Raw genomic sequence first — 11,587 nt, 5'->3', positions numbered from 1 at the left:
CACAGCGTGATGGCCTTGGACGCTGGGTGACGGACCGATAGGCTGGAGCAGGGCTCGCCCCCCAGGGCGGGTGGGGGCTGACCTGAGGGAGGGTGAGGGCGGGGCGGGGGAGGACGACGCGTCGTCGACCGGCCCGGTCCGTCACGGACAGGTGTGGCTCATGTGGTCCACGTGATTGTGGATATCCTCTCGCGCGTGACAGCCGCCGCCAGTTCGGACGCCGACCTCATCGCGGCACATGCCGCCGGCGATCCGCACGCGTTCTCCGAGCTGGTGCGCCGCCACCGAGACCGCATGTGGGCGGTGGCCCTGCGCACGCTCCGCGACCCCGAGGAGGCCGCGGACGCCCTGCAGGAGGCGTTCATCTCCGCCTTCCGCGCCGCCTCGTCGTTCCGGGCCGAGTCCCAGGTGACGACATGGCTGCACCGGATCGTGGTGAACGCCTGCCTGGACCGGGTCCGACGCCGCCAGAGCCGCCCGACCGTGCCGTTGCCCGAGACCGGACCCGGTGAGCCGGCCGTCTCCCGCGACGCCATCGCCGAACGGGAGACCCGGCTCGCCGTCCACGACGCGTTGGCGGAGCTCCCCGAGGAGCAGCGTTCCGCCATCGTCCTGGTGGACGTCGAGGGGTACTCGGTGGCCGAGACCGCCCAACTCCTCGGCGTCGCCGAGGGCACCGTGAAGAGCCGCTGCGCACGTGGCAGGGCCAAGCTCGCCAAACTCCTGGGACACCTGCGGAACCCCGATGCAGTTGCGAACGTCCCAGATGACGCAGTGAGCATGCGTCGACGGGAGGGACGATGACCGGCAACGAGCGGCCGGGGACGCCGGGTGGCCCGCCGTGGTCACTCGACCTCCTCGCCGACCTGCACGCCGGCGCGCTGGACGCCGAGCTGGCGGACCGGCTGCGGCCCCAGGTCGAGGCTGATCCGGAGGCGCGCGCCGTGCTGGCCGCGCTGGACGCCACCGTGGACGACCTGGCGGCCCTCGCGGACCTGCCGCCGACACCCATGCCGGCGGACGTGGCGGCCCGGATCGAGGCGGCGCTGGCCGCCGAGGCCAGGGCGATGGCCGGTGGGCCCTCCGTTCCGCCCACGCCGCTGCCCACCCCGCCGCCTGTGACCGAACGCCCCGTCACCGGCCCGGTCGCGCCCGTGGTCGACATCGCCGAGGCCCGCCGGCGGCGGAACCGCCGCATGGGCTGGGGCGCGGGAGTCCTCGCCGCGGCCGCCGCCGTGCTCGGCATCGTCTTCGTGACCCTGCCCGGCGCCGACAAGACCGGCGGTGCGCCGCGGGCCCAGTCCACGAGCACCGGCACCGCGACCGGTGGCGCGCAACCGCCGTTGGCGCTGTCCCAGAGCGAACTCCAGAGCGGCAGTGCTCCGCTGTCCGCCGTCATGGGCGCCAAGGACTACGGACCGCTGGAGAACCCCGAGCGGATCAAGGCGTGCCTCGCGGCCGGGGGGATCACCAACGCCGGCGAGCCGCTGGGAGTGCGCGAGGTGCAACTGGACGGCAGGTCCGGCGTGGTCGTGGTGCTGCCGGGCGGCGGGTACACCAAGTTCCGCCTGGTGGTGCTCGGCCCGGACTGCGGCGCTTCGAAGTCGCAGATCCTCTCGGACAACACCATCGGTCGCTGAGCCCGCCGCGGTCCCCGGCGTTTTCCACTGCCGGGGACCGCGCCGTCGTCGGCTGGGCAGGTCTGGGCAGGTCTGGGCGCACCGGCCGCGCCGTCGGTTGGCAGGTTCGAGATCCGACACGGATCGTCTCGACGGCCTCGGCGAAGCCCCTGCTCATCCGGCCTGTGGCCTGTGTCACCGACTCGTGGGCGGAACAGCCGTGCCTACGATCGTGTTGAAGGCAGGTGCGCCCGGTCGTTCACCTCGGACGATTCGCCCCAGGTCGGCCGGCGGCGCCCGAACAGCCGCCTCGGCGGCGACGAGACGGAAGGGCCGATGGTGACTGGCGAGATCCGGGACCTGATCGTGGTGGGCTCGGGCCCGGCCGGCTACACCGCTGCGGTGTACGCCGCCCGAGCTCAACTGCGCCCGCTGGTGTTCGAGGGCACCCAGTACGGCGGCGCGCTGATGACCACCACCGAGGTGGAGAACTACCCGGGCTTCCGCGAGGGGATCATGGGCCCGGAGCTCATGGAGCAGATGCGGGCCCAGGCGGAGCGGTTCGGCGCGGAGCTGCGCGCCGAGGACGTCGAGGAGTTCGACCTGGCCGGCCCGGTCAAGAAGGTGACGGCGAACGGCGTCGAGTACCGGGCGCGCGCGGTCATCCTCGCGATGGGCGCCGCCGCGCGGTACCTGCACGTCCCCGGCGAGCAGGAGCTGCTCGGGCGCGGTGTGTCGGCCTGCGCGACCTGCGACGGCTTCTTCTTCCGGGACCAGGACATCGCGGTCGTCGGCGGCGGTGACTCGGCGATGGAGGAGGCCACCTTCCTGACCCGCTTCGCCCGCTCGGTCACGATCGTCCACCGCAGGGACGACTTCCGCGCCTCCCGGATCATGCTGGAGCGCGCGCGGGCCAACGAGAAGATCCGTTGGGTGACGAACACCGTGGTCACCGAGGTCCTGGGCGACGGCACCGTGTCCGGCGTGAAGGTGCGCGACACCGAGTCCGGCCAGGAGTCGACCCTCGACGTGACCGGCCTGTTCGTCGCGATCGGCCACGACCCGCGCAGCGAGCTGGTGCGGGGCCAGGTGGACACCGACGCCGAGGGTTACGTGCGGGTCGAGCACCCGAGCACGCGCACGAACCTGCCGGGTGTGTTCGCGGCCGGCGACCTGGTGGATCGGAACTACCGGCAGGCGATCACGGCCGCCGGCTCCGGCTGCTCCGCCGCGATCGACGCCGAGCGCTGGCTGGCCGAGCACCCGGTCTCCACGGACCAGGTCGGCGGCGGGTACGCGCACACCGCCACCACCGAGGCCGCGGCTCTCCAGTGATCCAGTGACCAGGGGACGCTGGTGCCGGCGCGGCGCCGGCACCAGCGTCCGCCCACAGCTCGGCTGAGCGCGCCTGCCGGCCACCGGGTTCACCAGCCGTCTCCTCTGCCGTCTTCACCGAAGTGGCCGACGCCGGGACGGGGTCCCCTGACGGCGGGCAACGTCCCCACCGGTCTCCGCGTCCTGTAGTGGGATGGGCGGTCAGCCCTGCTCGCGGTAACCCCACTGGGTACACCTGCGTGGCCAAGTGACCGCAACCCGTAGCCCCGGAGGGGCCGCTCGCGGCGGCAGGGCACAATAGGACGGCACGTTCCGCGCCGGCTCCCGCCGGCGCCCGATGACGAGCGAGGGGTGCATGCAGCTGCTCCGCCGCGGTGACACCGGCCCGGCCGTTGCCGAGATCAGGGCCACTCTCGTGTCGCTGGGGCTGCTCCCGCCGACCAACGGGCACCACCACGGACCCGCGGTGTTCGACCTCGCCACCGAGCAGGCGGTGCGGGCGTTCCAGCAGCAGCGGGGCATGATCACCGACGGGATCGTCGGTCCGGCCACCTACAACGCCCTGGCCGGGGCCCGGTGGCGCCTGGGCGACCGCAACCTCGCCTACCTGGTGTCCCAGCCGATCACCGGTGACGACGTCTTCGCGCTCCAGGAGCGGCTGCTGGAGCTGGGCTACGACGCGGGCCGGCCCGACGGGGTGTTCGGCAAGCAGACCGAGCTGGCGCTGCGGAGCTTCCAGCGCGACTACGGCCTGGGCGTGGACGGCATGTGCGGCCCGGCGACCCTGCGGGCGCTGCGGCAGCTCGCGCCGAAGGTGCGGGGCGGACGCCCCGTCTTCCTGCGCGAGCAGGAGCGGGTGCGGATGGCCGGCCCTCGGCTGCGGGGCAAGCGCATCGTCATCGACGCCGGCCACGGCGGCCGGGACCGGGGCGTGCTGGTCGCCGGCGCCTCCGAGGCCGACCTGATGTGGGACCTGGCCCGCCGGCTGGAGGGCCGGATGGTGGCCACGGGCATGGAGGCCCTGCTCTCACGCGGCCCTGACGTGTGCCCGGCCGAGGCCGAGCGCGCCCAGTTCGCCAACAACGCCGGAGCGGACCTGTTCCTGTCGCTCCATGTGGACGCCAACCCGTCGGGTCTGGCGCAGGGTGTCGCGACGTTCCACTTCGGCACGGGCAACGGCCCGACGTCCACGGTGGGGGAGGCGCTGGCCGGGTTCATCCAGCGGGAGCTGGTGGCCCGCACGGGCATGTTGGACTGCCGCACCCACCCGAAGACCTGGGACACGCTGCGCCTGACCCGGTGCCCGGCGGTCCGGGTCGAGGTCGGGTACCTGACCAATCCCGATGACCGGCGGCGTCTGCTCGACCCGACCTTCCGGGACATCGTGGCCGAGGGCATCCTGGTCGCGGTGAAGCGGCTCTACCTGCTCGGCAAGGACGACCAGCCGACCGGCACGTTCACCTTCGAGGACCTGCTGAAGTACGAGCTGGCGAAGGCTGAGGGCTGAGCAGGCCGCCAGCAACGGCGTGGACTCCTTGTCGCGGACCTGTCACAGGACGCGCGACAGGGAGTCCACGGTTCGTCGGGGTTGACAGGGCCGCTGGCGGGCGCGGAGATCCGAGGAAGGTCCGGGGACCGAGGCGAACGGAAGCTCGCGTCTCGTGGCATCCAGCGGCCACGAACCCGCGAACCAGGGGAGTGCGACTCGGGGCCTGCCCTCGTCGAGGGCTGGGTGGAACAGACGCTTCGCTGATTTGTCGACAAATCGCCTTGTCGTTCACCGGGGCAGGGCCGGCGTCACCTGGCCGATGGAGACGGAGCCGAGCAGGCGCTCCAACGCCGCCTCCACGTCCTCCTTCCAGGACAACGCCGTGCGCAGCTCCAGCCGCAACCGGGGCCAGCGCGGGTGCGGGCGCACCGTCTTGAAGCCGACCCTGAGCAGGAAGTCCGAGGGGATCACGCAGGTCGTCTCCGCGTCGACCCTGGCGTTGCCGAACGCCTCGATCGCCTTCACGCCGCGCCGCGTCAGGTCCTTGGCCACGGCCTGGACCAGCACCCGGCCGAGACCGCCGCCCTCGAACTCGGGCAGCACGCGGAGCGCGGTCAGCAGGACGGCGTCCGGGCTCACCGGGGCTGTGGGAAACGCCGAGGACCGGGGAACGGCGGCCGGGGGCGCGTAGAGCGCGTAGCCGGCGGGTACGCCGTCGGTGTAGACGATGCGACCGCAGGAACCCCACTCCAGCAGGACGCTGGAGACCCAGGCCTCCTTCTCGAGTTCGGTCTGCCCGAACTCCTCCGCCTGTTCCCTCAGGTGGGGGGCGAGCTCCCAGAACACACAGCCCCGACACCGTCGGGGAAGGTGGTCGAGGTTGTCCAGCGTGACGCCACTGACGCGTCGCGACACCTGACCTCCCGCGGACCGCGGCGTCCGCCCGAGACGGACGCCCATCAAGAATGGGCGGGTGTGAGCTTCGCCGGAAGGTCTCCCGCCCGGTTCGGCCACGCCCCGTACACTCGGCCGATCAGCCGGAACCGGAAACCGTCCTGACGGAGGACCGACGCTCGGAGCGCCACCATGAACCTACCCGGAGCGCAGCCCGCCCGCCAACAAAACCCGGGCGGCTCCGGCCCCTCGGGCCGCAGCCTGGACCCCCATCTGGGGCGCTACGCGCGCCGGGCGGAGGGGATGCGGGCCTCGGAGGTTCGGGCGCTGTTCGCGGTCGCCAGCCGGCCCGAGGTGGTCTCGTTGGCCGGGGGCATGCCCAACCTGGCGGCGCTGCCGCTCGACGCGCTCGCCGAGGACGTGGCGCGCCTCGTGGCCGCCGAGGGGCAGACGGTCCTCCAGTACGGCTCCGCCCAGGGCCTGCCGACGCTGCGGGAGCAGATCTGCGAGGTCATGGCGCTGGAGGGCATCTCGGCCCACCCGGACGACGTCGTGGTCACCGTCGGCTCGCAGATGGCCCTGGACATGGTCACCAGGGTGTTCTGCGACCCCGGCGACGTCGTGCTGGCCGAGGCGCCGTCCTACGTGGGCGCGTTGAGCACCTTCTCCGCCTACCAGGCCGAGGTCGTGCACGTCGAGATGGATGACCACGGCCTGGTGCCGGAGGCGCTGCGCCAGGCGCTCGGCGCGCTCGCCGCCCGGGGCCGGCGGGTCAAGTTCCTCTACACGATCCCGAACTTCCACAACCCCGCCGGGGTCACGCTCGCCGTGGCCCGACGGAGCGAGGTGCTGGAGATCTGCGCCGAGCACGGTGTCCTGGTGGTGGAGGACAACCCGTACGGCCTGCTGGGGTTCTCCGACCAGACCTACCCCGCGCTGCGCTCGGTCGAGCAGGACAACGTGGTGTACCTGGGCTCGTTCTCGAAGACGTTCGCGTCCGGCCTGCGGGTGGGCTGGGCGCTGGCTCCGCACGCGGTGCGGGAGAAGCTGGTCCTGGCCGCCGAGTCGGCCACCCTGTGCCCTCCGGCGTTCACCCAGGCCGTGGTGTCGCGTTTCCTGTCCCGCTACGACTGGCGGGGACAGGTGAAGCAGTTCCGGGCCGCCTACCGCGAGCGGCGCGACGCGATGTTGTCCGCGTTGGACCAGCACCTGCCGGCCGGGTGCCGGTGGACGAGGCCGGAAGGTGGCTTCTACGTCTGGCTGACCGTGCCGGAGGGCGTGGACACGAAGGCCATGTTGCCGCGTGCGGTGACCCAGCGCGTCGCCTACGTCCCGGGCACCGCCTTCTACGCGGACGGGTTGGGCTCGCGGCAGATGCGGCTGTCCTACTGCTACCCGACGCCCGAGCGCATCCGGGAGGGTGTGCGGCGGCTGGCCTCGGTGCTCGAAGGCGAACTGGAGCTGCTCGACACCTTCGGCGCACGGGGTTCGGAGCAGCGCCCGGGGCTCACCGGGCCGCACTCGCCCTCGCCGGACACCGCGTGAGCGGCTGAGGCCCAGCGGCCCGTTCTCGTCGAGTCCTGGCGCGCGCGTCCGGCGTGTGCTGAGGACGTCGGTTGGCACCAGGAGGAATGTCAGTGTCCGATCGTTTCGTCGCCGTGCTCGCCGGTGGGCTGTCGCACGAACGTGAGGTGTCGCTGCGGTCGGGCCGCCGCCTGTCGGCCGCACTCCGCGCGCACGGGATGACGGTGGCGGAATGGGACGCCGACAGCCATCTCCTGGAGCGGCTCCGTGCGGAGCGACCGGATGCCGTGGTGATCGCCCTGCACGGCGGCGAGGGGGAGAACGGGGCGGTCCAGTCCGTGTTGGACATCGTGGGCGTCCCTTACGTGGGCACGGACCCGCGCGCCTGTCGGCGGGCGTGGGACAAGCCCACCGCCAAGGCCGAACTGGACCGCGTCGGGTTGTCCACGCCGGACTGGGTGGTCCTGCCGCACACGACGTTCCGGGAGCTGGGCGCGCGGGCGGTCCTCGACGCCCTGGTGGCGCGGATGGGCCTGCCGTTGATGCTCAAGCCCGACCAGGGCGGATCCGCGTTGGGCGCGCATGTCGTCCGCGACGCGGGCGAGCTGCCGGCCGCGATGGTGGGCTGTCTGTCCTACGGCGACACGGTGCTGGTGGAACGGCTCGTCGAGGGTGTCGAGGTGGCCGTCGCGGTCGTCGAGGACGAGAACGGGCCCCGCGCGCTGCCCGCCGTGGAGATCGTGCCGGAGAGTGGGGTCTACGACTACGAGGCCCGGTATGTCGCCGGCCCGACGACCTACCACGCGCCGGCCCGGCTCGACGAGGGGACGGCACGGGCGGTGGGGGAGCTGGCTGTCGCCGCCCACCGCCTGTTGGGGCTGCGCGACGTCTCCCGGACCGACGCGATCGTCACCCCGAACGGCCAGGCGCACTTCCTGGAGGTCAACGTCTCGCCGGGGCTCACCGAGACCTCGTTGTTGCCCATGGCGTTCGAGGCCGCCGGCACGTCGCTGGGCGAGGTCTACGCGGGACTGGTCGAGCGGGCGATCACCCGGGCTTCTCGCTCCTGAGTTCTGCCTGGCTACCTCCTGGCTTCATGAGCGGGGCCGGGCCTTCCGGCCGCCGGTGGTGCTGCCGAGGCGGAGTTATCCACAGTCACCCGAATTCGTCCACAGGGGAGGAGCTTCCTCCTCCGGGCGGTGGGCGGAGCCGATAGGCTGGAGCAGGGCTCGCCCCCCAGGGCGGGTGGGGGCTGTCCTGGGGAGATGTGGGACTGGGAAGTGTGGCCCTCGTCGTGCGCGAGGCGCATTGTTTCCCGTGAAACATCGCTTGCCGAGGACGTGGAGCTTCGGTGGCCCCGTCGAAACCAGTTGTGGATGCGACGCCCAGTCGCCCGTCGGCGCGTGGCCGGAACTCTCATGGGTCAGAACGTGCCGCGAGGCAGATGGCGATCGAGAGGCGCGTGTGCGGCCGTGACAGTTGTGTGATCGCTAGCGAGCGCCCACGGGTGGAGTGGGCACGATGAGGCTCGGGGTCTGAACGCGTCGCGGGGTGGGACGCTCCGGGAAAGAGCGCCCCACCCCGGTTGAGATCGTCACCGTGACGAAACTGGGTGGACTGGGAAGTACCCGCTTCGTCACGCTCGTTCGGCGCTCCTGGGCGTCATCATCTGCACGATGCGTTCCAGGTCGTCGACGGAGCCGAACTCCACGACGATCCGTCCCTTGCGCCGACCCAGCTCGACCTTGACCCGGGTGTCGAAGGTGTCCGACAACTTCTCGGCCAGGTCCTGGATCCCTGGGGCCTGCATGGGGCGACGCGCGGCGGGCTTCGGCTTCGCCGGCTGTTCCCGCTTGGCGAGGACCACCGCCTCCTCCGTCGCCCGCACCGACAACCCCTCGGCCACGATCCTCGCGGCGAGCTCCTCCTGGGCGCCCGGCTCCTCCAGCCCCAACAGCGCCCTGGCGTGCCCGGCGGAAAGCACACCCGCCGCCACACGACGCTGGACCGGAAGCGGCAGCTTCAGCAACCGGATGGTGTTCGTGATGACCGGCCGGCTCCGCCCGATGCGGCTGGCCAGCTCCTCGTGCGTCACCTCGAACTCCTCCAGCAACTGCTGGTAGGCCGCCGCCTCCTCCAGCGGGTTGAGCTGCACCCGGTGGATGTTCTCCAGCAGGGCGTCCCGCAGCATCGCGTCGTCCGCGGTCTGCCGCACGATCGCCGGGATGCGCTCCAGCCCGGCGCGCTGGCTGGCCCGCCACCGACGCTCGCCCATCACCAGCTCATAGGAGTCCCGGCCGAGCTCGCGCACCACGATCGGCTGCATGAGGCCGAACTCGCGCACCGAGTGCTCCAACTCGGCGAGCGCCTCCTCGTCGAACACCTGGCGCGGCTGCTTCGGGTTCGGCTGGATGGAGCCGATCGGCACCTCGCGGTAGACCGCGCCGGCCACCCGGGCCTCCGGCTGCCCGTGCCCGTTTGGCCCGGCGGGCGTGGTCGGGCCGACGGCCGGCTCTCTCGGCGTCCGGGGACCGCCCAGCACCGCCGAACCGCCCGCCGGCGGCCCGCTCGGGATCAGGGCGGCCAGCCCTCGACCAAGTCCCCCCTTGCGCTCGCTCATGACATCTCCTCCCGCGCACCGCGCTCAGCCAGTTCACGAGCCGCGTCGAGGTAGCTCATCGCCCCACGCGACCCCGGGTCGTAGGTCAGCACCGTCTGCCCGAAGCCGGGCGCCTCGGAGACCTTCACGCTCCGCGGGATCACGGTGCGCAGCACCAGGTCGCCGAAGTGGCCGCGGACCTCGCTGGTCACCTGGTCGGCCAGCTTCGTCCGGCCGTCGTACATGGTGAGCAGGATCGTCGAGACGTTGAGCACCGGATTGAGGTGGCTCTGCACCAGCTCGATGTTCCGCAGGAGCTGGCTGAGCCCCTCCAGCGCGTAGTACTCGCACTGGATCGGGATCAGCACCTCCTGCGCGGCCACCATCGCGTTCACCGTGAGCAGGCCGAGCGACGGCGGGCAGTCGATGAAGACGTAGTCCGGGTTGATCTGGTCGAGCGCCTCGCTGGTCAGCGCCTCCTTCAACCGCGACTCGCGGGCGACCATCGACACGAGTTCGATCTCCGCGCCGGCGAGGTCGATGGTCGCCGGCACGCACAGCAGGTTGGGCGTCTGGTTGCTCACCGCGGCGGCCTCGGCCAGCGAGAGCTCACCGATGAGCACCTCGTACACCGACGGCGTCCCGGAGCGGTGGTCCACCCCGAGGGCCGTGCTCGCGTTGCCCTGGGGGTCGAGGTCGATCACGAGCACCTTCAGACCGTGCAGGGCGAGGCCGGCGGCGAGGTTGACCGTGGTCGTGGTCTTGCCGACGCCGCCCTTCTGGTTCGCCACCGTGATGACGCGTCGACGTGTCGGACGGGGGAGTCGCAGCGAATGGGGGTGCAGGACACGGGTTGCCCGCTCGGCTTCCTCGGCGATCGGCGTCCACACGGCGCTCTCCTCGGGGGTGTGCTGGGTGGTCGGGCGGAGCACCTCGCCAGCACGGGACGCGCGGCGTCGATGCTCGGTGGGGGTCGGTTTCGGCGCTGTTCCACGTGAAACACGCGCCGCTGCGGTCTCTGGCTGCGACTCCCGGTACACGCTCACCGATCCTTCCGTCTCCGCCGTCCGCCGTCACGACCTCGTGCCACGTCGCCCCGCTCGACCACGACCACCGTCGTTGGCACGTCGAGCACCTCGGCGCCACAGGACACGAGCTCACAGCGCACGCCGCCGGCCTTCCGCACGGCGACGGCGTCCCTGGTGATCTCCTCGGCCGCGCTCGCTCCCTTGAGGGCCACCATCAGCCCACCGGGCCGCACGAGCGGCAGCGACCATTCGGCGAGTCGCGCCAACGGGGCCACGGCGCGCGCGGTGGTGGCGTCGCTGCCCGCCAGCCGGTCCCGCACAGCGGCCTCCTCGGCGCGTCCCCGCACGATCGACACCGGCAGGTCCAGCTCCCGCGCGGCGTCCTGCAACCAGGCCACCCGGCGCGCCATCGGTTCCAGCAGGACGACCTCGAGATCCGGTCGCGCGATCGCCAACGGGATGCCGGGCAGGCCCGCCCCAGAGCCTACGTCGATCACCCGCCAGCCCTCGGGAAGCAACTCCGACACGACGGCGGAGTTCAGCACGTGGCGGTCCCAGATCCGGTCGACCTCCCGGGGACCGATCAGTCCGCGCACGACCCCGTGCTCCGCGAGGAGCTGGGCGAACCGGATCGCCAGCGGCAGCCGGTCCCCGAACACCCGCTCGGCGCCCTCGGGTGGATTGGCCAGATCGGTCACGCTCGTCATCCCCGTCCGCTTGTTTCCCGTGAAACACACCCCGCCCGCATCCTGGTGTCCGTGGAACGCGTCGTTTCACGTGAAACGCGACCGGGTCTCCGCCCTGTCGCGCCCAGACGGCGTGATCGCCAGACGAGCGGCGCGCCCAAAGAATGCCAGTCGCGTCACACCGACGCTTCGCCAACCCCCACCGAGTGACGAGCCCGCGAGCCACCGCGGTTCCCGCCTCCGGGCATGCCTTCCCCACCCTGGAGAGACAAGGCGACAAAGAGATGTGGTGGAGCGACAGGGATGCCCGTCGGCCTCCACTCCAGTCCCAGAAGCTCGCCAAGGGCATGTCGGAAGATCAGCGGAGCGACACCAGAGCGTCCACCCGCACCGCACCGGACCGCACCGCACCG

General features: G+C 72.1%; 10 protein-coding genes. 6 read left to right on the top strand and 4 right to left on the bottom strand.

Annotated features, from left to right (window positions below; all coding sequences use genetic code 11):
- The first annotated feature begins 195 nt into the window (after window positions 1–195).
- The 4 genes from sigM (at window position 196) to LX15_RS31625 (ending at window position 4,461) form a co-directional block, all read left to right on the top strand.
- Window positions 196–804: an RNA polymerase sigma factor SigM gene (sigM, locus tag LX15_RS31640; protein ID WP_253674816.1), complete on the top strand. Its 609-nt coding sequence runs from the start codon at window positions 196–198 to the stop codon at window positions 802–804.
- A complete protein-coding gene (locus LX15_RS31635; protein ID WP_253674814.1) occupies window positions 801–1,640 on the top strand; it encodes an RsmA family anti-sigma factor in 840 nt (279 codons plus the stop codon). The genes sigM and LX15_RS31635 overlap by 4 nt, the downstream gene beginning before the upstream one ends.
- A gap of 315 nt (window positions 1,641–1,955) precedes the next feature.
- The gene (gene trxB / locus LX15_RS31630; RefSeq protein ID WP_253674812.1) at window positions 1,956–2,954 is read left to right on the top strand and encodes a thioredoxin-disulfide reductase; all 999 of its coding nucleotides are present in this window, start codon (window positions 1,956–1,958) and stop codon (window positions 2,952–2,954) included.
- A gap of 355 nt (window positions 2,955–3,309) precedes the next feature.
- The gene (locus LX15_RS31625) at window positions 3,310–4,461 is read left to right on the top strand and encodes an N-acetylmuramoyl-L-alanine amidase (RefSeq protein ID WP_253674810.1); all 1,152 of its coding nucleotides are present in this window, start codon (window positions 3,310–3,312) and stop codon (window positions 4,459–4,461) included.
- A gap of 270 nt (window positions 4,462–4,731) precedes the next feature.
- On the opposite strand, the gene LX15_RS31620 is transcribed toward LX15_RS31625, so the two are convergent.
- Complete coding sequence (locus tag LX15_RS31620; protein WP_253674808.1) at window positions 4,732–5,358, bottom strand: GNAT family N-acetyltransferase; 627 nt, start codon at window positions 5,356–5,358, stop codon at window positions 4,732–4,734.
- Between the two features lie 171 nt (window positions 5,359–5,529).
- On the opposite strand from LX15_RS31620, the gene LX15_RS31615 reads away from it, so the two are divergent.
- Together LX15_RS31615 and LX15_RS31610 are read left to right on the top strand one after the other, a co-directional pair.
- The gene (locus LX15_RS31615) at window positions 5,530–6,882 is read left to right on the top strand and encodes an aminotransferase-like domain-containing protein (protein WP_253674806.1); all 1,353 of its coding nucleotides are present in this window, start codon (window positions 5,530–5,532) and stop codon (window positions 6,880–6,882) included.
- A gap of 92 nt (window positions 6,883–6,974) precedes the next feature.
- Window positions 6,975–7,931, top strand: coding sequence for a D-alanine--D-alanine ligase family protein (locus LX15_RS31610; RefSeq protein WP_253674804.1), 957 nt, complete (start codon window positions 6,975–6,977; stop codon window positions 7,929–7,931).
- 566 nt (window positions 7,932–8,497) lie between these two features.
- On the opposite strand, the gene LX15_RS31605 is transcribed toward LX15_RS31610, so the two are convergent.
- The 3 genes from LX15_RS31605 to rsmG form a co-directional block, all read right to left on the bottom strand.
- Window positions 8,498–9,481, bottom strand: coding sequence for a ParB/RepB/Spo0J family partition protein (locus LX15_RS31605; RefSeq protein ID WP_253674802.1), 984 nt, complete (start codon window positions 9,479–9,481; stop codon window positions 8,498–8,500).
- Window positions 9,478–10,392, bottom strand: a complete 915-nt coding sequence (locus tag LX15_RS31600) for a ParA family protein (protein WP_253674800.1) — start codon at window positions 10,390–10,392, stop codon at window positions 9,478–9,480. The genes LX15_RS31605 and LX15_RS31600 overlap by 4 nt, the downstream gene beginning before the upstream one ends.
- Window positions 10,393–10,502: 110 nt before the next feature.
- Window positions 10,503–11,195 (bottom strand): 16S rRNA (guanine(527)-N(7))-methyltransferase RsmG, encoded by a 693-nt coding sequence (gene rsmG, locus LX15_RS31595; protein ID WP_372502835.1) that lies wholly within the window; start codon window positions 11,193–11,195, stop codon window positions 10,503–10,505.
- Between the last annotated feature and the right edge of the window lie 392 nt (window positions 11,196–11,587).

The organism is Streptoalloteichus tenebrarius, assembly GCF_024171885.1.
GTDB classification, from domain to species: Bacteria; Actinomycetota; Actinomycetes; order Mycobacteriales; family Pseudonocardiaceae; genus Streptoalloteichus; species Streptoalloteichus tenebrarius.
This window is presented reverse-complemented; position numbering and strand designations above follow the sequence as displayed.

Coding starts and splice junctions, on each gene's coding strand:
- LX15_RS31615 (WP_253674806.1), top strand. CDS start 5,530: ATGAACCTACCCGGAGCGCAGCCCGCCCGCCAACAAAACCCGGGCGGC.
- LX15_RS31625 (WP_253674810.1), top strand. CDS start 3,310: ATGCAGCTGCTCCGCCGCGGTGACACCGGCCCGGCCGTTGCCGAGATC.
- LX15_RS31635 (WP_253674814.1), top strand. CDS start 801: ATGACCGGCAACGAGCGGCCGGGGACGCCGGGTGGCCCGCCGTGGTCA.
- trxB (WP_253674812.1), top strand. CDS start 1,956: ATGGTGACTGGCGAGATCCGGGACCTGATCGTGGTGGGCTCGGGCCCG.
- rsmG (WP_372502835.1), bottom strand. CDS start 11,195: ATGACGAGCGTGACCGATCTGGCCAATCCACCCGAGGGCGCCGAGCGG.
- LX15_RS31605 (WP_253674802.1), bottom strand. CDS start 9,481: ATGAGCGAGCGCAAGGGGGGACTTGGTCGAGGGCTGGCCGCCCTGATC.